This is a genomic window from Clostridium sp. CX1 (assembly GCF_025398335.1).
GTDB lineage: Bacteria > Bacillota > Clostridia > Clostridiales > Clostridiaceae > Clostridium_AM > Clostridium_AM tanneri.
Window position 1 is genome coordinate 221,529 of sequence record NZ_JAODOO010000003.1, and the last position, 21,971, is coordinate 243,499.

Annotated in this window: 16 protein-coding genes, 1 other RNA gene and 1 pseudogene; 17 read left to right on the forward strand and 1 reads right to left on the reverse strand. The window is 34.2% G+C overall.

Translation table 11 applies throughout. The features are described 5' to 3' along the window. Positions 1 to 33: 33 nt before the first annotated feature. From N4T77_RS04710 to ssrA, 16 genes and pseudogenes are all read left to right on the forward strand, one after another. A complete protein-coding gene (locus N4T77_RS04710) occupies positions 34 to 1,584 on the forward strand; it encodes an ABC transporter ATP-binding protein (RefSeq protein WP_261670585.1) in 1,551 nt (516 codons plus the stop codon). Continuing rightward, the gene (locus tag N4T77_RS04715) at positions 1,565 to 2,671 is read left to right on the forward strand and encodes an ABC transporter permease (protein ID WP_396125087.1); all 1,107 of its coding nucleotides are present in this window, start codon (positions 1,565 to 1,567) and stop codon (positions 2,669 to 2,671) included. The genes N4T77_RS04710 and N4T77_RS04715 overlap by 20 nt, the downstream gene beginning before the upstream one ends. Next, a complete protein-coding gene (locus tag N4T77_RS04720; protein WP_261670587.1) occupies positions 2,664 to 3,596 on the forward strand; it encodes an ABC transporter permease in 933 nt (310 codons plus the stop codon). Before N4T77_RS04715 ends, N4T77_RS04720 begins: the two co-directional genes overlap by 8 nt. Positions 3,597 to 3,782: 186 nt before the next feature. Beyond that, the gene (gene rpoN / locus N4T77_RS04725; protein WP_261670678.1) at positions 3,783 to 5,144 is read left to right on the forward strand and encodes an RNA polymerase factor sigma-54; all 1,362 of its coding nucleotides are present in this window, start codon (positions 3,783 to 3,785) and stop codon (positions 5,142 to 5,144) included. Between the two features lie 133 nt (positions 5,145 to 5,277). Then, positions 5,278 to 6,303, forward strand: coding sequence for a sugar-binding transcriptional regulator (locus N4T77_RS04730; protein WP_261670589.1), 1,026 nt, complete (start codon positions 5,278 to 5,280; stop codon positions 6,301 to 6,303). 54 nt (positions 6,304 to 6,357) lie between these two features. After that, positions 6,358 to 7,365, forward strand: coding sequence for a type I glyceraldehyde-3-phosphate dehydrogenase (gene gap, locus N4T77_RS04735; protein WP_261670591.1), 1,008 nt, complete (start codon positions 6,358 to 6,360; stop codon positions 7,363 to 7,365). A 279-nt stretch (positions 7,366 to 7,644) separates the two neighbouring features. Next, positions 7,645 to 8,841, forward strand: a complete 1,197-nt coding sequence (locus N4T77_RS04740; protein ID WP_261670592.1) for a phosphoglycerate kinase — start codon at positions 7,645 to 7,647, stop codon at positions 8,839 to 8,841. A 351-nt stretch (positions 8,842 to 9,192) separates the two neighbouring features. Continuing rightward, positions 9,193 to 9,939 (forward strand): triose-phosphate isomerase, encoded by a 747-nt coding sequence (gene tpiA, locus N4T77_RS04745; RefSeq protein WP_261670593.1) that lies wholly within the window; start codon positions 9,193 to 9,195, stop codon positions 9,937 to 9,939. Between the two features lie 84 nt (positions 9,940 to 10,023). Further along, entirely contained in the window at positions 10,024 to 11,553 is a 1,530-nt protein-coding gene (gene gpmI / locus N4T77_RS04750; RefSeq protein ID WP_261670594.1) for a 2,3-bisphosphoglycerate-independent phosphoglycerate mutase, read from the forward strand. 126 nt (positions 11,554 to 11,679) lie between these two features. Continuing rightward, positions 11,680 to 12,975 carry a phosphopyruvate hydratase gene (eno, locus tag N4T77_RS04755; RefSeq protein WP_261670595.1) on the forward strand — a complete coding sequence of 432 codons (1,296 nt, stop codon included), beginning with the start codon at positions 11,680 to 11,682 and terminating at the stop codon, positions 12,973 to 12,975. A gap of 130 nt (positions 12,976 to 13,105) precedes the next feature. After that, entirely contained in the window at positions 13,106 to 13,339 is a 234-nt protein-coding gene (gene secG, locus N4T77_RS04760) for a preprotein translocase subunit SecG (RefSeq protein WP_261670596.1), read from the forward strand. 340 nt (positions 13,340 to 13,679) lie between these two features. Continuing rightward, positions 13,680 to 15,812, forward strand: a pseudogene (gene rnr / locus N4T77_RS04765) (ribonuclease R); the annotation flags it as partial. A 513-nt stretch (positions 15,813 to 16,325) separates the two neighbouring features. Next, positions 16,326 to 17,297, forward strand: a complete 972-nt coding sequence (locus tag N4T77_RS04770) for an ROK family protein (protein ID WP_261670597.1) — start codon at positions 16,326 to 16,328, stop codon at positions 17,295 to 17,297. 69 nt (positions 17,298 to 17,366) lie between these two features. After that, positions 17,367 to 17,834, forward strand: a complete 468-nt coding sequence (gene smpB, locus N4T77_RS04775) for an SsrA-binding protein SmpB (protein WP_261670598.1) — start codon at positions 17,367 to 17,369, stop codon at positions 17,832 to 17,834. A gap of 220 nt (positions 17,835 to 18,054) precedes the next feature. Continuing rightward, positions 18,055 to 19,449 (forward strand): hypothetical protein, encoded by a 1,395-nt coding sequence (locus N4T77_RS04780; protein ID WP_261670599.1) that lies wholly within the window; start codon positions 18,055 to 18,057, stop codon positions 19,447 to 19,449. Positions 19,450 to 19,705: 256 nt separating this feature from the next. Continuing rightward, positions 19,706 to 20,036, forward strand: a transfer-messenger RNA (tmRNA) gene (ssrA, locus tag N4T77_RS04785). A gap of 311 nt (positions 20,037 to 20,347) precedes the next feature. Here ssrA and N4T77_RS04790 read toward each other — a convergent pair. After that, a complete protein-coding gene (locus N4T77_RS04790; protein ID WP_261670600.1) occupies positions 20,348 to 20,758 on the reverse strand; it encodes a hypothetical protein in 411 nt (136 codons plus the stop codon). Positions 20,759 to 20,954: 196 nt separating this feature from the next. Here N4T77_RS04790 and N4T77_RS04795 point away from each other — a divergent pair, with 196 nt between their 5' ends. Next, positions 20,955 to 21,959: a DUF2220 domain-containing protein gene (locus tag N4T77_RS04795; protein ID WP_261670601.1), complete on the forward strand. Its 1,005-nt coding sequence runs from the start codon at positions 20,955 to 20,957 to the stop codon at positions 21,957 to 21,959. Positions 21,960 to 21,971: the final 12 nt, after the last annotated feature.

Consider the following 21,971-nt stretch of genomic DNA (forward strand, 5'->3'; position numbering starts at 1 on the left):
AAAGCCAGGAAGCTTACACTAAGGAGGTTAAAAATGGAAAAGGTAATCGAAATGCTGGAAATAACCAAAGTTTTTCCAGGGACTATAGCTAATGACAACGTTAACTTCGAATTGCTTAAAGGTGAAACTCATGTTTTACTAGGTGAGAATGGTGCGGGAAAAACTACACTTATGAATATACTCTATGGCCTTTATCAGCCGGAAAAGGGTGAGATTCGTGTAAATGGGAAAGAAGTAAAAATAACTAACCCTAACGATGCTATTAAGCTTGGTATAGGAATGGTACATCAGCACTTTATGTTAGTTCACAATTTCACAGTAGCAGAAAATATAGTTTTGGGAATAGAGCCAAAAAAAGGGCTTAGAATTGATATAAAGAAGGCCGAGGAAGATGTTAAAGGTATAGCAGATAAATATGGATTTAATATAGATCCAAAGGCTGTTATTGAAGACATATCTGTTGGTCAGCAGCAAAAGGTTGAAATTTTAAAGGCTTTATACAGAGGTGCGGATATACTTATACTAGATGAGCCTACAGCAGTTTTAACTCCTCAGGAAATAGAAGAGCTTGGAGTTATTATAGACAATCTAAAGGAAGAGGGAAAATCAGTTATTCTAATAACTCATAAATTAAAAGAAGTTATGAAAATGAGTGATAGAGTAACTATAATAAGAAGAGGTAAGGTAACTGGAACTGTAAAAACTAAGGAGACTAATATAGATGAGCTTGCAGAGCTTATGGTTGGAAGAAAGGTAAACTTAGTGGTAGAAAAAGCTGAAGCTAAGGCGGCAGGTGAGGTACTTAATGTAGAAAATCTTGTAGTTAAGGATCACAGAGGTGTAGAAGCAGTAAAAGGGGTAAGTCTAGCTGTTAAAGCTGGAGAGATTGTGGGTATAGCTGGTGTTGACGGAAATGGTCAAACAGAATTAATAGAAGCTATAACAGGACTAAGAAAGTCAGAGTCTGGAAAGATAACCTTAGAAGGTAAAGACATTTTTGGTAAAAGCCCAAGACAGATTACAGATAGTGGATTATCCCACATTCCTGAAGATAGACATAAGAGGGGATTGATTCTAGGTTATTCTCTTTTTGAGAATTCGGTACTAGGAACATATCATCAAAAGCCTTTTAGCAATGGTATAGTGATGAATTACGGAGAAATACGTAGGCATTGCCAGAAATTAATAGAAGAGTTTGATGTTAGAACACCAAATGACGAGGTAAAAGCATCTGCATTATCTGGAGGTAATCAGCAAAAGTTAATAGCAGCAAGAGAAATTGCAAAGGATCCTGATCTTATAATTGCCTCACAGCCTACAAGAGGAATAGACGTAGGAGCTATAGAGTATATTCACAAAAGATTAGTTGCAGAAAGAGATAAAGGAAAGGCTGTTTTACTAGTATCCCTTGAACTAGATGAGATAATGGCTCTTTCAGATAGAATAGCAGTTATGTACGATGGAAGAATAGTGGATATACTAGATAGAAAGGATGCAGATGAAAAGAAACTAGGGGTACTTATGGCAGGAGGATCCTTGGAGAATAAAGAAGAGGTGAATGATGGTGAGCAAAGGGGACAATAAGAATAACGGAAGGAATATAGTAACAGATGCTTTGAAAAGCCTTGCATTTCCGTTTTTTTCAATAATAGTGTCATTATTTGTTGCTGTATTTTTCGTAATGTGGGCAAAGGAATATTCAATTACTGAATATTTTACAGCCTTAAGCGATTTAATAACTGTAATCGTAAATGGAAGCTTCGGTGATCCTGCAAAGACTTTGGAAACTATGGTTTTTGTAACACCTTTAATATTTACAGGGGTTGCCCATGCTATAGCTTTTAAGTGTGGACTATTTAACATTGGAGTTGAGGGACAGTTTACATTGGGATTAATTTGTGCAGCTATAGTTGGTTTAATTCCAGGATTAAGTCCATGGATACATGTACCTTTAATAATTTTATCAGGTATAGTAGGTGGAGGAATATGGGCAGGAATACCAGGATATTTAAAAGCTAAATTTGGTACCAATGAAGTTATTAATACAATTATGATGAACTATATTAGTATAAATGTAGTTAACATAATTGTACTTAGAACACCTATTGGTGTTGCATCAAAAGCATCTACACCAACAATACAAGAAAGTGCCCAATTTCTTAAATTTAGTACAATCAGCAGAGCTAATATAGGACTTATATTTGCTGTTATTTGCGCACTACTTATATACTGGCTACTTTGGAAAACTACTGTGGGATATGAAATAAGAGCAGTAGGTATAAATGCCTTTGGAGCAGAGTATGGTGGAATAAATATTGCAAGAAATACTATACTAACAATGGTTTTATCCGGTGCCATTGCAGGTATTGGGGGAGCATCTCACTTAGCAGGGGTAATGTACAGCAGTACAGATTTAATGGGTTTTATAGGATACGGATTTGATGGTATAGCTGTTGCTCTTTTGGCCAAGAGTAATCCTATAGGATGTATACCGGCAGCAATATTGTTTGGAGCTTTAAACAGCAGTTCAAGAATGCTTCAGTTAAATTCAATACCTAAAGAAATAGTTTATTTAATACAATCAATTGTTATAATCTTTGTTGCTACAGACTACATAGTAAAATACTTTGAAAACAAAAGAAGAAAGAAAGGGGCGATAGTAAATGGATAATGCAGGACTTATTATTATAATAATAGCATCTACCTTGAGAATGGCAACACCACTTATATTTGCAGGTCTTGGCGGTGTGTTTTCAGAAAGAGCTGGTGTTGTAAACGTTGGTCTTGATGGAATGATGACAATAGGTGCGTTTTTTGCAGTTTTCGGTTCCTACATTACAGGAAGCCCCCTAGTTGGAATTTTATTTGCTGCAATAGCAGGTGGACTTTTAGCTTTACTTCATGCTTTTTTAAGTATTCACTTAAGAGCTGACCAGGTTATATCTGGTACCGCTATTAATCTTTTTTCAACAGCTTTTGCTAGCTTTCTTATATTTAAAATATTTAAAAAGGGCGGTCAGACAGATATAGTAACAGGACTTTCATATAACATACCAGCAGCTATAAAAGAAATCCCTTTTATAGGCCCATTAATAGGAGGGTTAAACTGGTTTGTAATATTGGCTTTAATACTTGTATTTGTATCAAGTTTTGTATTGTTTAAAACTCCACTAGGACTAAGAATAAGAGCTGTAGGAGAACACCCAAGTGCAGCAGATACTTTAGGAATAAGTGTTTATAAAACAAGATATTTATGTGTAATACTTTCCGGAGTGCTTGCAGGTATTGGTGGAGCAGCTTTGTCTATAGGAATGACTCCTGTTTACAAAGAAGGAATGGTTTCAGGACGTGGTTTTATAGCTTTAGCGGCTATGATATTTGGTAATTGGAATCCAAAGGGAACTATGTGGGCTTGCTTGTTATTTGCCTTTGGTAACGCATTGGAGATAAATGCACAGAGCCTTGCTCTAAATATACCTACTGAAATTTATACTATGATACCATATATATTAACTATGCTTGCTTTGGCAGGATTTGTCGGAAAGACTACTGCACCAGCAGCAGATGGAGTTCCATACGAAAAGGGACAGAGATAAAAGAGAGTTTGCTTCAGCAAACTCTCTTTTGTATATCCAGATAATTTAGGTTATATACACTTAAAAGAAAAATCTACAGTTATTTCCCATGCCCAATTTTTCATTCCTAATTTTATAAGTTCTTTGTTAATGATATAATAAAATGAGCAAAATAATAGGGCGTAGAAATGGGGTGTTAACATGAATATGGATTTTAGTTTAAGTTTAACTCAAGAACAGAAACTTATAATGACTCAAGAAATGCAGTTATCTGTAAAACTTCTTCAGATGTCAGGCTTTGAACTGCAAGAATATGTAGAAAAAGAGCTTCAAGAGAATCCTGTACTTGATTCTAAAGCACCATCTTCCGCTAAAGAAGACAAGGATAAGGTTGATTACAAAGAATTGGTCAAGTACTTTGAATTTGACAACTACAGTCATCACAGTTATGAAAAAAGTGATGAAGAAGAAATATCACCCTTTAACTTTATATCTGAGAAAAAATCATTGAAGGAATACTTAAGAGAACAGGTTAGGGATCTAAATGAAAAGGATTATATTAAGTCTATATGTTTATACTTGGTAGAAAATATTGATGAAAAAGGGTATCTATCAATAAAGGAAAATGAAATAAGTAGAGAACTGAAAATTAAGGAAGAGATTATAAAGTATTGTATAAGAGTAATTCAATCTCTTGAACCAGATGGAATTGGTGCTAAAGACTTACGGGAGTGTCTAAAGATACAGATTGATAAAAAAGGTATAAAGGATGAAAATATATTTAAAATAATAGACGAGCATCTAGAACTGCTGGCAGAAAACAAATATAATTCTATAGCAAAGTCTCTCGGTATAGATGTAAAAAAAGCACAGGAATATGGAGATATAATCAAGTCGCTTCAACCGAAACCTTCCAGAGGATTTTTTACAGGTGAGGAAGTTAAGTACATAACTCCTGATGCTTATATAAAAAAAGTCGACAATGAGTACTACATAATAATGAATGATGATATTATACCAAAGCTTACAATAAATGAAATATACAAAGAAATAATTACTAATGAAAACGATAAAAATGCAGTAGATTATGTAAAAGAAAAATTAAACAGTGCTATATTCTTAATTAAGAGCATTCAACATAGAAAAAGTACAATATATAGAGTTTTAGAAAAGATACTGGAAAAACAAAGGGATTATTTTGATTTTGGTGATGAATATTTAAGGCCTATGACACTGAAAGAAATAGCGGAAGAGCTAGAGATGCATGAATCTACAATTAGTAGAGCAATTAGGGATAAATATATATATACACATAAAGGCACTATAAAGATAAAGGATTTATTTACTACAGCAATATCTTCTAACTCAACAGGAGAAGATGTATCAGTAAAAATTATTAAGAAGACCATAAAAGAACTTGTGGACAAAGAGGACAAAGAAAAGCCGCTTTCTGATCAGGTTATATGTGATTTAATAAATAAAGAAGGAATGAATATTTCCAGACGTACTGTAGCAAAATATAGAGAGGAAATGGGAATAAAGTCATCTAAGGGGAGAAAGAGATTCTAATTCTCCCCATTGTTCACAATTTGTTCATACTTTTTTTGAAAATACTATTTAAAAAAATTTTTATTTAATTTATAATATAAGTGGGACAAGAAAAAGTGCACTGGGACATTAAATGACCAAGGGGGTGTTGTAAGTGGAAGATGTGCTAAAATTACAACAGAAGATAGTACCAGAGCTTGTGGAATTACTTGAGAAAAGGTATAACATTCTGAGAACAATATATTACAATCAGCCCATTGGTAGAAGGGTACTTGCTAATAACCTAGAAATTGGAGAAAGAATTGTAAGAACTGAAATTAACTTTTTAAAAGGTCAGAATTTTATAGAAATAAATACACCAGGCATGACAATAACTAAAGAGGGCGAAGAAATAATTGATAAGCTGAAAGATTTTATACATGCGATGAAAGGATTGTCTGAAATAGAAAAGTTTATTAAGGACAGCCTAATGTTAAAAAAGGTAATAGTTGTTCCTGGAAATCTTGATGAAGATAAAACAGTAGTAAATGAAATTGGAAGAGCGGCAGCAGGTTATTTGAAGAGCATAATAGCAGATAAGAGCATAATTGCAATTACCGGTGGCTCTACAATAAAAGAACTGATTGATAACATGCCTAAAATGTCTAGTTTTAAAGATATTTTAGTGGTGCCTGCTAGAGGCGGAATGGGAAGAAATATAGAGACTCAGGCGAACACCCTTGCTGAAAAACTTGCTAGCAAACTAGAGGGGAATTATAGATTACTTCATGTGCCTGATAACCTAAGTGATAAAGCTATGAGCACTATAATTCAAGAAAAAGATGTTAAAGACATTTTAGACACTGTATATAATGCTAACATTTTAATATACGGTATTGGTAGAGCAGATGAAATGTCCAGAAGAAGGGGATTAATTTCAGAAGAAATACAGAAGATAGAGAACTCTGGAGCAGTTGGAGAAGCCTTTGGGTATTACCATGATGAAGAAGGAAAAATTGTGTACTCTACACCAAGTATAGGAATAAGAAATGAAGAGATAGGGAAAATAGATACATTGATAGCTGTAGCTGGTGGAAAAGAAAAAGCAGAAGCAATTATTTCTATACAAAAAAACTACCATAATAGTGTATTAGTAACAGATGAAGGTGCTGCCAGAGAGATAATGGAACTTTTAAAATAGCCAATAAATTTTATCATATATATAAATTATTTAATTGTTTAGGAGGAGTTTTACATGATTAAAGTTGGTATCAATGGTTTTGGAAGAATAGGAAGAAATGTATTTAAAGCATTAGTAAAAAACTATGCTAATGAATTAGAAATAGTAGGTATAAATGATTTAACAGATGCTAAGACATTAGCTCATTTATTAAAATACGATTCATTATACGGAAAATTTGACGGAACTGTAGAAGCTAAAGAGGGTTCAATTGCAGTTAACGGAAAAGAAATAAAGATATTTGCTGAAAAAGATCCAAAGAATATAGATTGGAATTCAGTAGGAGCAGAAATAGTTATAGAATCAACAGGATTCTTCACTGATGCTACAAAGGCTAACGCTCATCTTGGAGGAACTGTTAAAAAGGTTCTTATATCAGCGCCAGCTTCAAACGAAGATATAACAATAGTTATGGGAGTTAACGAAGAGAAGTACGATGCAGCTAACCACCACATAATATCAAATGCTTCATGTACAACAAACTGTTTAGCACCATTTGCTAAAGTTCTTGATAGAGAGTTTGGAATAGTTAAAGGATTAATGACAACTGTTCACTCATACACTGGAGACCAAAGATTACTTGATGCTCCACACAAAGATATGAGAAGAGCTAGAGCTGCTGCTGAGTCAATGGTTCCAACAACTACAGGAGCTGCTAAGGCTGTTGCACTAGTATTACCACAATTAAAAGGAAAATTAAACGGATTCTCATTAAGAGTTCCAACTCCTACAGTATCATGTACTGATTTAGTTGTTGAATTAGGAAAAGACGTTACTGTAGATGAAGTAAACGCTGCATTAAAGAAAGCATCAGAAACTGATATGAAGGGTATCCTTGGATACAGTGAAGAGCCATTAGTATCTATCGACTACAGAGGAGATGAAAGATCATCAATCATCGATGCTATGTCAACAATGGCTATCGAAGGAAACATGGTTAAGGTTGTTTCATGGTATGACAACGAAGCTGGATATTCAAACAGACTAGCTGACTTAACTAAATACGTTGCTGATAGACTATAACCAGAGAGCCTAAATCTCTGATTTAGTGCGAATCGGTTACTCCTCAGAGGTAACGATGAGGAGTTTCATATATTAATAAAATAGGTCTGGTTTTGTAGTTTTGGCTATAAGGCCAGACCCTTTTTAATAAGTTAAGCTATTTGATAGGATTAATGTTTGGAAGTAATTGGTTAGGCAAATGATAGAAACTGATATATAATTGGGAATGGGGGATTGGGAGTGAAAATGACCCACCATTCCCAATTCCAAATTCTCAATTGAAGAAAAGGAGTGTTATAAATGGCTTTTAACAAAAAGACAATTGAAGATGTAGAAGTAAAAGGAAAAAAGGTTTTGGTGAGATGTGATTTTAATGTTCCGCTAATAGATGGAAAAATTACTGATGAAAATAGATTAGTAGGTGCAATGCCTACTATAAAGTACTTAGTTGAAAATGGTGCAAAAGTAATACTTTGTTCACATCTTGGAAAACCAAAGGGAGAGCCAAAGAAAGAGTTATCATTAGCACCAGTTGCTAATAGACTATCAGAAATGCTTGGAAAAGAAGTAGTGTTCGCTGCTGATGACAATGTTGTTGGAGAAAATGCTAAGAAAGCAGTAGCTGAAATGAAAGATGGCGATGTTGTACTACTAGAAAACACAAGATACAGAAAAGAAGAAACTAAGAATGAGGAGAACTTTTCAAAGGAATTAGCATCACTTGCAGAAGTTTTTGTTAATGATGCTTTTGGAACAGCTCACAGAGCACACTGTTCAACAGTTGGAGTTACTGAATTCTTACCGGTTTCAGTATGCGGATATTTAATTCAAAAAGAATTAAAGTTCTTAGGAAATGCAGTTGAAAATCCAGTAAGACCATTTGTAGCAATACTTGGTGGAGCAAAGGTTTCAGATAAGCTTGGAGTTATAAACAATCTATTAGAAAAAGTAGATACTTTAATAATAGGTGGAGGAATGGCATATACATTCTTAAAGGCTCTAGGCCATGAAGTTGGAAATTCACTTTTAGAAGCAGACAAAATTGATTATGCAAAAGAAATGATGAAAAAAGCGGAAGAAAAAGGAGTTAAATTACTGCTTCCAGTAGATGTAACTTACGCTGAAAAGTTTGGAAAAGATGAAACTCCTATAGTTTCAGAAGGAAGAGATATACCTTCTGATCACGAAGGTTTAGACATAGGACCAAAGAGCGCAGAATTATTTGCTCAAGCAGTAAAGGAAGCTAAAACAGTTGTTTGGAACGGACCGATGGGAGTATTTGAATTCCCAAGCTTTGCAAAAGGAACTTATGCTGTTGCAGAGGCTATGGCTAGCTCAGATGCTACCACAATAATCGGAGGAGGAGACAGTGCATCAGCTGTTAACAACCTAGGATTTGGAGATAAGATGACTCATATATCAACAGGTGGTGGAGCTTCTCTTGAGTTCCTAGAAGGTAAGGAATTACCAGGGATTACTGCACTTAACGATAAATAGGATTATAACTTAAGATGTAGATAGGTATATATAGTAAATTTTAATACTTGATTAACTATATATACCTTAATCATATTTTAAGCTAGCTTTCAATTAGAATTGTTTAGATTGAATCCATATATCTTAGTCAATTTAATTTATAAAAGAAAATGTTAACTAAAAATTTTAGAATATATTTAAATTAAAAAGATGAAAATATTTACATATAAAATAAAAAGAAATAGGGAAGTTATTATTAATAAATAATCAAGACTAAAAATTTTAAAATATGACACATATGTGATATAATTTATTTATAAATAATAATTATCCCTGACTCTAAAATAAATAAAGGGATCGAGGTAGATAATAATGAGAAAATCTATAATAGCTGGAAACTGGAAAATGAACAATACTATAGAAGAAGGATTAAAGTTAGTTGAGGGATTAATACCTGCAGTAAAGGATGCAAAAGGTGATGTAGTAGTTTGTCCACCATTTATTGCATTAGATGCAGTTTTAAAAGCGGTAAAGGGAACTAACATAAAAGTTGGAGCACAAAATATGCATTTTGAAGAAAGTGGAGCATATACTGGAGAGGTAGCACCAGCAATGCTTGCACAAATGGGAGTGGAATATGTAATAATTGGACATAGTGAGAGAAGACAATATTTCAATGAGACAGATGAAACTGTAAACAAAAAGACTAAGAAGGCATTAGAGCATAACTTAGTACCTATAGTTTGCTGCGGTGAGTCCTTAGAAGAAAGAGAAGCAAATGTAACTGAAGAAGTTTTAGGAAGACAAATAAAACTAGATTTAGCAGGACTTAAAACTGAGCAAGTTGAAAAAGTAGTTATAGCTTATGAGCCAATTTGGGCTATAGGAACAGGAAAAACAGCTACAGATGAACAAGCAAACGAAACTATAGCATATATAAGAAGTGTAATAACTTCAATGTACGGAAAAGACGCAGCTGACAAAGTAAGAATTCAATACGGCGGTTCTGTAAAGCCATCTACAATAAAAGCTCAAATGGCTCAATCAGACATAGATGGAGCATTAGTGGGCGGAGCTAGTTTAAAGGCAGAAGATTTCGCAGCAATAGTTAACTATTAATTCAGTGAACAGTTGAAAGTTAAGAATTGATAGGTGCCTAAACTATTAGCTTTTAACTTTCAACTTACAAATTTGGAGGTAGAAATGAGTAAGAAACCAGTAGCATTAATCATACTTGACGGATTCGGAATTTCAGACAAAGTAGAAGGAAACGCAGTTAAGGCAGCATATAAGCCAAATTATGATAGATATTTGGCCAACTACCCTAATACAGAAATAGGGGCTAGCGGCATGAGTGTTGGACTACCTGAAGGACAAATGGGTAACTCAGAAGTTGGACACTTAAATATAGGTGCAGGAAGAGTAGTATATCAAATGTTGACTAGGATAACTAAGTCAATAAAGGATGGAGACTTTTTTGAAAATGAAGCTCTAAATAAGGCTATAAAAAACGCTAAAGAAAACAATTCAACACTTCATATAATGGGACTTTTATCCCCAGGAGGAGTCCATTCACACACAGATCATCTTAAAGGCATTCTAAAATTAGCAAAAGGAAAAGGTGTTCAAAAGGTATATCTTCACGGATTTCTTGATGGAAGAGATGTTCCTCCAGCTTCAGCTAAAGAGTATATATCAGATATAGAAAGTTTTATGAAAGAGCTTGGAACTGGAGAAATAGCAACAGTATCAGGAAGATACTATGCTATGGATAGAGACAAGAGATGGGAAAGAGTTCAGCTTGCATACAATGCAATGGTTCTTGGTAAAGGTGAGGAAGCAGCAAGTGCTATAGAAGCTGTTGATAAATCATATAATGATAACAAAACAGACGAATTTGTACTTCCATCAATAATAGTGGAAGGCGGAAAGCCAAAGGCCACTATAAAGAATAAGGACTCTGTAATATTCTTTAACTTTAGACCAGACAGAGCTAGGGAAATAACAAGAGCTATAAATGATAAGGTATTTGATGGTTTTGAGAGAGAAACTCTAGATCTTACCTTTATATCCTTAACTGAGTATGATGTAACTTTAGAAGGTGTAGATGTAGCCTTTGGAAATGAAAGTTACGCAAATACTTTAGGAGAGTATGTAAGTAAACTAGGAAAAAATCAATTGAGAATAGCTGAAACAGAGAAATATGCTCATGTAACTTTCTTCTTTAATGGAGGAGTTGAAGAGCCAAATACAAATGAAGATAGAGCTCTTATACCATCCCCAAAGGTTGCTACTTACGATATGAAGCCTGAAATGAGTGCCTATGAGCTTACAGAGGAATTATTAAGTAGACTTGATGAAGATAAATACGACATGATTATATGTAACTATGCAAATCCAGATATGGTAGGACATACAGGGGTAATTGAAGCAGCTAAAAAAGCTGTAGAAGCTGTAGATGTATGTTTAGGAAAAGTAGTGGATAAAATATTAGAGAAGGGCGGAACTGCATTTATAACTGCAGATCATGGTAATGCAGAGCAAATGATAGATTACTCTACAGGTAAGCCAATGACAGCTCATACAACAGATCCAGTTCCATTCCTATATGTAGCAGCAGAAGCTAAACCATTAAGAGATGGCGGTATACTAGCAGATATAGCCCCAACAATGCTTCAAGTTATGGGATTAGATAAGCCTACAGAAATGACTGGGAAAAGCCTTATAAAATAATCTTAAATTGGGAATAGGAACTTTCCTGCTCCCAATTTAAAAATTTTTACCTCAAATTGACGAAAAATTTATAATATTAGCGTAAATTTTCATTTATGCTGATAAAAAACAGGAGGAATGTATAACATGAAAAATTATGTAGAAATTGTTGACGTATTAGCTAGACAAATTCTTGACTCAAGAGCATTTCCAACAGTAGAGGTTGAAGTTGTTTTAGAAGATGGGACTATAGGAATGGCAGCAGTACCATCAGGAGCATCTACTGGAATGTTTGAAGCAGTAGAGTTAAGAGATGATGATAAGACTAAATACAACGGAAAAGGTGTACTAAAAGCTGTAGATAACGTAAATAACTACATAGCTGAAGAACTTATAGGAATGAATGTATTTGATCAAGTTGCAATAGACAAAACTATGATAGAACTTGATGGAACAGATAACAAAGGGAAGTTTGGAGCTAATGCTATGCTTGGAGTGTCCTTAGCTTGTGCTCGTGCAGCTGCTAATTATTTAGGACTTCCTTTATACCAATATATTGGAGGAGTAAATGCAAAGGTTCTTCCAGTACCGATGATGAATATAATTAATGGTGGAAAGCATGCTGATAATAATGTAGATCTACAAGAATTTATGATAATGCCTGCAGGTGCACCAAGCTTTAGTGAAGCTTTGAGAATGTGTGCAGAAGTTTATCATGCATTAAAATCCCTATTAAAGTCAAAGGGATATGACACTGGTGTTGGTGATGAAGGAGGATTTGCTCCAAACTTAAAGTCAAATGAAGAAGCAATTCAAGTTATAGTTGAAGCAATAGAAAAAGCTGGCTATACTCCAGGAAAAGAAATATTCATAGCTCTAGACCCAGCTTCATCAGAAATATTTGAAGGTGGAAAATATAATTTAGCTGGTGAAGGTAAAGTTTTAACTCCTGAAGAAATGGCCAATTACTATGTAGATTTAGTAAATAAGTATCCAATAATCTCAATAGAAGATGGTATGGCAGAAGAGGACTGGGAAGGCTGGAAGATAATAACCGAAAAATTAGGTGATAAGGTTCAGTTAGTAGGAGATGACCTATTTGTAACTAACACAAGTAGATTAAAAACCGGTATAGAAAAGGGAGTTGCAAATTCTATACTTATAAAATTAAACCAAATAGGAACACTTACAGAAACATTAAATGCTATAGAAATGGCAGAAAGAGCAGGCTATACTGCTGTTGTTTCTCACAGATCTGGTGAAACTGAAGACACAACTATAGCTGATCTAGTTGTTGCAGTAAACGCAGGACAAATAAAGACTGGTGCTCCAGCAAGATCAGAAAGAGTTGCTAAGTACAACCAACTTCTTAGAATAGAAGAAGAATTAGATGAGATGGGTGAATACAGAGGTTTAAAAGCCTTCTATAATATTAAAAGATAGTTAGTGTAAATTAAGCACTGCAGCTTTACATACAGTAAGGCTGCAGTATTTTAGTATGTTAATTATGTCATTGTAATGACCCGGTTAATATGTTAAAATGAAATTTGTGAAAGTGCCAGGAGGTGAATGCATGCGTACTGTTTTAATGGTTATTCAGACTATAGTAGCTATTATATTAATAGCGGTTGTATTAGCACAACCAAGCAAGACTAATGGATTAAGTGGATTAGTCTCCGGAGGAACAAGTGAATCCTTCTATTCAAAAAATAAGTCAAGAACTTCAGAGGCAATGCTATCAAGGGTTACAGTTATATGTGGAATAATATTCGCTATTTTATGCATGGTGCAGAATATAATACAATAGGTTGATTTACATAAATAGAGCGGTCTTGTACCGCTCTATTTATTTTATAAAATTAATAATTGAGTTTAAATACATCTGTTTCAAATAATATATACCGATTTGACTGATGGATAATTTTGCTATATTATTAAGATTACAATATAAAAACAATTACCTTTCAAAAATACCATATAAGGCTATAAAAATATTCTAATATGAATATTTTTAAGGTAATAGTACAAAGATAATAATAAATAATTCTACAGGTAAAAGCGTAAGAATTTACATATATTTAAATAGACGTATTTGGAATGTGTAGGAAGGATGAATTATAACATTAAAATACTACGAGGTGAGAAATATGAATATTAGAGAAACCCTTATAAGCTTTATGAGAGAACAAGCATATAAACCAATGGATTTAAGAGAATTAGAAAGAGTTTTTAGTATAAGAAAAGCAGACAGAAAAGATTTTGAGAAGATATTGAATGACATGGAAAAGGACGGAGAAATAGTAAAAACCCGTACTGAACATTACGGAGTTCCAGAAAGAATGGGTCTTGCTGTTGGAAAGCTTCAAGGTCATCAAAAGGGTTTTGGCTTTGTAATACCGCATGACCAGACACCAGATGTGTTTGTACCATCCTCATACATGAATGGAGCAATGAATGGTGACAAAGTAGTGGTTAAAGTAACAAGAGAAGAAAATAGAGGAAAGAAAAGAGAAGGAGAAATAATAAGAATACTGGAGAGGTCCAATAAAACTGTTATAGGTACCTATGAAGACAGTAAAAACTTTGGCTTTGTAGTACCGGAAGAAAAAAGAATATATCAAGACATATTTATACCTAAGGAATCTAGAAAAGGAGCTAAAACTGGAGAAATTGTTATAGCAGAAATAACTTCTTGGCCGGACAAAAGAAGAAATCCTGAGGGAAAAGTGGTAGAGATATTAGGTAAGAAAGGCGAAAAAGGAATAGATATACTTACTATAATTAAGAAATACGGTCTGCCTGAAGAGTTTCCGCCAAAGGTAGACTCCTTTGCAGACGGAATACCAGAAGAAATACCAGAAGAAGAGTACTCAAGAAGAAAAGATTTAAGAGACTTAACCATAGTTACAATAGATGGAGAGGATGCAAAGGATTTAGACGATGCTATATCCATAGAAAAATTAGAAAATGGAAACTACTATCTAGGGGTACATATAGCAGATGTATCTCACTATGTAAGAGAAAAAAATCCATTAGACAAAGAGGCGTTAAACAGAGGAACATCTGTATATTTAATAGACAGAGTTATACCAATGCTTCCTAAGAAACTTTCAAATGGTATATGCAGCTTAAATCCACAGATTGATAGGCTTACACTAAGCTGTTTTATGGAAATTGATAAGTCTGGTAAAGTAGTTGATCATGAAATAATGGAAAGTATCATAAAAACTAATGAGAGAATGACTTATACTAATGTTACAAAGATACTTAGAGACAAAGATCCAGAGGTCATGGAAAGATATGATTATCTAGTTGATACCTTTAAGCTTATGGAAGAACTTTGTGGTGTATTAAACAAAAGAAGGCTTAACCGTGGTGCTATAGATTTTGACTTTGAAGAATGCAAAATAATTCTTGATGAATTAGGAAAACCTATAGAAATAAAGCCTTATGAGAGAGCAATAGCCAATAGAATAATTGAGGAATTTATGCTGGTATGTAATGAAACTATAGCTGAGCATATGTTCTGGGCTAATATGCCATTTGTATATAGAATACACGAAGATCCAGATGAAGAAAAACTTCAACACTTTGGAGAATTTATTCATAATTTGGGATATGTAATAAAGTGGGGACAGGAACTACATCCTAAAGCACTGCAGGACGTAATTGAAAAGATCAAGGGTAAGAAGGAAGAAACAGTTGTTAGTACACTTTTACTTCGCTCCATGAAGCAAGCTAGATATTCACCAGAGTGCGTAGGACACTTTGGATTAGCGGCAAAATACTACTGCCACTTTACATCACCTATCAGAAGATACCCAGACCTTATTATTCACAGAATAATAAAGGAATTTATAAATGGTAAAATAGATGATAAGAGAACAAAAAAATTAACAGCAGAAGTAGAAGCTGCATCAAAGCAATCTTCAGATATGGAAAGATTGGCTCAAGATGCGGAAAGAGAAGTAGATGATTTAAAGAAAGCTGAATATATGAGTGAAAAAATTGGAGAAGAGTATGATGGTATAATATCTTCCGTTACTAACTTTGGAATGTTTGTAGAACTCCCAAATACTATAGAAGGTCTTGTGCATATGAGTACTATGGATGATGACTATTATGTTTATGATGAAAGGCATCTAAGTCTCATAGGAGAAAGAACTAAGAATATATACAGACTAGGCGATGATGTAAGAATTAGAGTTTTAAAGGTTGATATGTTCTCTCATGAGATTTACTTTGAATTAGTAAAAGGAGATGAGGAAGATATGGCTGAAAGTGGAGAAAAAAGAGATTTTACAACAGATGGAATAGGTAATGGTGACTTAAACAGTGAAAATGCCAGAATAGAAGAAGCTTATGGAGAGCTGCCACAACCAACAATGGCTTCAGAGGAAGTAAGCATACCTAGAAATCTTGAGGAAAACTCTAGCGAATTATCTATAGCACCAGTTGAAGATTACACTACCGATGGGATTGGAAATAGGGATTTAAACAGAAATGATTTAAAGATGAAAAGTGACTCTAAAACTTCAGAGATAGTTCTTGCAGAGAATTTTCAAAGAAAGCTTAGATAGGGTTAGAGGAATAGAAATCAATTAATGATAAACAAAAAAGATGAGGATGCAAGCTTTGCAATCTCGTCTTTTTAATTTTTTAAGATGTTCTTGAAATACTTACAGCTTAGTTAATAAAAATTCAGCTGCTTTAGAAGATATAAATGAGTATTTGTGGTAGCTATGGTATATAGTGTATAATTAAATAGAGTATTATGCAAAGGAGGAGTTACCATGGAAGGTAAGTTTGTAGTAGGAATCGACCTAGGTGGAACTAAGATAAGTGGAGCTGTTGCAAGCTTTAATGGAGATATATTTTCTAAGTACACTCTTGCTACGAAAGCAGAAGAGGGGGAAATGGCAGTACTACAAAGAATAATATCTGTAATAGAAAAAGTAATACTAGATTCTAAAGTAGATATAGATAAAATAGCAGCTATAGGTATAGGTTCTCCAGGACCTCTAGACGCAAAGGAGGGAAAAATCATAACTACTCCTAATCTTCCTTTTAAGAATTTCAATGTGGTTAACCCTTTAAGGGATAAGTTTAACATTCCTGTCTACCTAGATAATGATGCCAATGCGGCGGCAATAGGTGAATATGTATTTGGAGCAGGTAAAGGAACAAATAACATGGTATTTATAACAGTTTCTACTGGAATAGGTGGAGGAGCTGTATTAAACGGAAAAATCTATAGAGGGAATACTTCAAACGCTTTAGAAATAGGACATACAACCTTAGAAAAGGAGGGGCCTCTTTGTAACTGCGGCAACTATGGCTGTGCAGAAGCATTAGCATCAGGTACTGCAATAGGAAGAGCAGCAAGAGAAGAGGTTGCAAAGGGAGTAGATACGTCTTTAGTAGCATATGAAGATATAACAGCCTATGAGGTATTTAAAGAAGCAGAAAAAGGTGACAAAATAGCTAAAAAAGTTCTTGATAAAGCATTAAACTATCTTGGGATATGTGTAGCTAATGTAATTGCTTCCTTTGATCCAGAGATGGTGATAATCGGAGGGGGAGTTTCAAAGGGTGGAAACATAGTATTTGAAAGAGTAAAAGAAGTAGTTAACGAGAGATGTTTTAAAGCTATGGCGGAAAGTACTAAGATAGTACCAGCAGCCTTAGGAATAGATGCAGGTGTTATAGGTGCTGTTGCCCTTGCTATAATGGAAAGTAACTATTTCTCCCAGAGCAGCTCTTAGAAATATTGACTTTTGGATATATCTGTAATATAATAAAATATCTTATATAAAGAAAAAGTAGGTGTTGATATGAAGAAACAGACTGGAAATAAAACACTAGCTGAAAATAGAAAAGCAAGACATGATTATTTTATAGAAGAAAGTATGGAGGCAGGCATAGAGCTTGTAGGAACAGAGGTAAAGTCTATTAGAGCTGGTAAGGCAAATTTAAGAGACAGCTATGCAGATATTTTAAATGGAGAGATATTTATTCGTAATATGCACGTTAGTCCTTATGAGCAAGGTAATATATTTAATAGAGATCCTTTGAGAGACAGAAAGCTGCTGCTTCACAAGAGCGAAATATCTAGATTATTAGGATATACAACTCAAAAGGGATATACACTTATACCGCTATCACTTTATCTTAAAAATGGTAGAGTAAAAGTAAATTTAGCGGTGGCTAGAGGTAAAAAGGATTACGATAAGAGAGACGCAATGCTTGAAAAAGCAGCAAAAAGAGATATTGATAGACAAATGAAAGAAAGATTAAGATAAGGCTGTAACTTTGCAGCCTTTTTTGTTTTTTAGTGACTTTCAATCATGCTGTGAAGATAGATGCAGAATGAAATTATATTTAATTTGATAAGGTGAAAGCAATTTTTCTAATAAAACATGCTTTTATGGAATAACTATTATTAAACAACCAATAAACTATCACCATAGCCACCTATGCTGCATAATCTATTATCATAATAATTTTATAGGGAGGCAAAAAATGAGCATTACATTAACTTCTCTACATTACATTTATTTAATTTTTATATTAATAATTATTGCAGCTATGGTTAGAAAAAAAGATATAACCCTCATATGTATAGTAGGTATATTCTTGCTTGGTCTCATAGGGACAGGCTCCATATATAAGTCTACCATGGGAGTATTTAACAGCTTTGTTTATGCAACAAAAGAACTAATGCCTACCATATTTATCATTTCTATCATAACTGCTATGAGTAACGTTTTAATAGCAGCAGGAATCAATGAAGAACTAATATCTCCTTTTAAACCGATTATTAAGAACTATTGGATTGCATACTGGGTTATAGGTATAGTAATGATGATACTATCCTGGTTTTTCTGGCCATCGCCAGCGGTAGCACTTATAGGTGCGTTATTTCTACCTATAGCTAAAAAGGCAGGACTTCCAGCTATAGGGGTGGCTATATCTATGAACTTGTTCGGACATGGTATAGCATTGTCCAGTGATTATATAATACAAGCAGCACCTAAGCTTACAGCAGATGCAGCAGGAATAGAAGTAGCCAGTGTTATTTCTGCCAGTGTACCTCTAACAATAACTATGGGTTTAGTAACTACAGCAGCAGCATTTTACTTACTTAGGAAAGATATTAAGAATGGAAAGCTTACCGTAGACTATAATGGAGAAGAGGAAATTGCGGCGGAAAAGGCTCCTGTTTTAATCCCATCAAGTAAAGCTAGAAAGTTTTTGGGCGTACTTACTCTAGGATTATTTGCAGTAGATATATTTATAATGTATATTGCCAAGCTACAGGGGGGAGATGCAACAGCTTTAATAGGAGGAACTGCAGTGTTTATACTAAGCTTAATATCTGTAATTTCCTATAAAAAAGAGTCATTAGAAAAGATAACTAGTGATCTTATTAAGGGATTACAATTTGGATTTAAGATATTTGGAGTAGTTATTCCTATAGCAGCTTTCTTTTACCTTGGAGATTCAGCATTCACAGAGATATTCGGAAAGATACTTCCATCTGGTTCCCATGGTATAGTTAACGACCTTGGAGTAGCTCTCGCTAATTCAGTACCGCTAAATTCAGTTGTAGCATCTGGAACACTTACTGCAGTAGGAGCCATTACCGGTTTAGATGGTTCTGGTTTCTCGGGAATATCTCTAGTAGGTTCTATAGCAAACCTATTTTCAACAGCCTTAGGTGGCGGCGTAGAAACATTGACTGCACTAGGACAGATAGCTGGAATATGGGTTGGTGGAGGAACTATAATTCCTTGGGCAGTAATACCTGTAGCAGCTATATGCGGAGTTGATGCCTTTGAATTAGCTAAGAGGAACATTAAACCAGTTGTCATTGGCTTAGTTGTTACTACTATAGTAGCAATGTTTCTAATCTAAAATAAAGACCTTGTTCTATATTTAAGAGCAAGGTCATGACTTTTAGGAAATAAGTTACTCAGTTGGAGTTAATAATACTATTGATAACTCGCAACTTATGGTGTATTATAATAACTGTCAGGTGGTTAAAAGTCCTTGACGATGAGAGTTTTAAATGGTACAATTTAATAACAAAATTTAATATAAAAATGCGTTTATATATTTTAGGAGATACACTTACTAACCGAAGTGTTATATTCAATAACATGGGGGTGTACTTGGTTTCGACGGGGGTTTGTTGTATCTAGGAAGCGAGTCGAGGGAACCTGTGGGCCCGCGTTAAAAAACTATGGGATTAAAGATAAACGCAAACGATAATTTTGCATTAGCAGCTTAGTCTGCTACGTTCTACCTTTGAGTACCGCGGCTTAGGATAGGGCGTCGACAGCGGTGAAACGAGTCTAGGAAAGCTTTGACCTAGAAACGGGATTTATGAAGCTACTGAAACCAGAAGCCTGTCCTTGGGCGGCTGGCAGAGGGAATGTTAAAATAAGGACTGCACTCGGAGATGCCTAGGTATTACTGCTTTCGGACAGGGGTTCGATTCATAAGAGTCGCCTTATGAAGTAATTCATAAGTGAAAATCTGGCTTTATCGGTGAAACCGTAACGTGTGACGACGACGGCAATACCGAGTGGTATGTGAGGAAACTCAACAGCCATGTATCGACTCATAGGCTTCTAAATCCTTATGGGTATGAAGTACTAGGATAGAGGTTGATTAAAAATTTATGACCTCTATAATACGCCAGGGGCCTTGGGAATAAGGTCAAGATATAGTCAGTGCCATTGGAGACAATGGAAAGGCATGTCCCCTCACCTCCACCATACATATAAAATAAGCTCGGCATAGGCCGGGCTTATTTTATTGCTATAAATTCTTCATAAAACTTTTCCTTTAAGGCTAGCAATTCCGATGAATACCGTCCATTACGAGGTGTAACATCCTTGTATTCATTGATGATCATTTGAGCTCTTTTCTTTTTTGTCTTAATTACAAGGTAAGATTCAATTTCTTTAAGCAATTCAATAGCATCATTATATTTTAAGTAATAGGTATAGGAGTTTTTATGTCTTTCGGTATTATAGTTTTTCTTGTTTATAATGGTACCTTTTCCTACAGTTGATTTTATCCATTCTAATAATTCCATAGTTGTTGAACTTATGCTTATCATAGGGGAAGGGTATTGATTTTTGTGAAGGCTAATAAGCATAATGCTTCCCTCTCCATCTATTATTCCTGCAATGTATGCTTTTTCTTCTGCGGTCATGATATCACCACCCTTAGTAAATATGGTTATATTTTATGGATAATGGTAAAATAATAATCAGGGAATAAGTAAAACCTAGAAAACATAGTCAATTAATTAGTAGTTATGTAACATATAGCTAATAGCATTAATACTTCTCATTAATAAATCCATTCGCTTTATTTATAGCAATTCTGACGTTAACTTGAGGTGGAATATGAATTTAAATAACTATAACAAAAAAGTAATAGAATTAGACCAACTAGAAAAAATGTATAAAACAGAAACCTATAATGACTTATGTAAATTAATAACTAACCTAATAAAAGATGAAAAACTTTCTCCAGTAAAAAGCAGTGGGGGAAATGGCAAAAGACCGACACTATACAAAAAGTACAGAATATTGCAAAAAGGTGAAGATAATAGTGAGTTTCTCGAAGAAATAAATTACAAGCTCTCACCTAAGTTAAGTATCGGGTATTACAAGAGTCATATAGACAAGTATAAAGAACATAGAGAGTATATTCTTAAACTAAGTGATTTTATTACAAATAAGCAGCAGTTATTAAAAGAGCCTGTTTCCATGAATGAAAGGTCTTTTCAGATATGGGGAAGAGAAAAGTTCTTACAAAAAGAAGGCGGAAAAACCATCGTAAAAAACTTAGGATTGGAACTAGAAGAATTAAATTATTATGACACCTCTGAACCTCTAGCCTATTATTCAAAATCCACGAAAGCGCCACAGAAAGTTTTAATAATAGAAAATAAGGATACTTACTACACGATGAGAAGACACTTGATAAGTGGAGGAGAAAGTATATTAGAGGAAGATATAAGCACTTTAATATATGGAGGTGGAAAAAATGTCAGCAAGGCCTTTAAGGATTATAAAATATCCGTGGAAGACTACGTTTCTGATAGCGGAAATACCATATTATATTTTGGTGACTTGGATTATGAAGGAATAGTTATATACGAAGGGCTGTACGAATTATTTAGTAAGGAATATAACATAGCACCATTTATAAAGGGATATAAGAAAATGATTGATAAGGCAAAAGCTGACAAGATCTGTTTGCCAAAAACTAAAGAAGGACAGAATAGAAATATTAGCCAAGTATTTTTAAGAGAATTTGATAGGGAATATAGAGATGAAATAGAAAAGATATTAAAAGATGATTTATATATACCGCAGGAAATAGTTAATATTACAGATTTGTAGTTGGAGGATAAA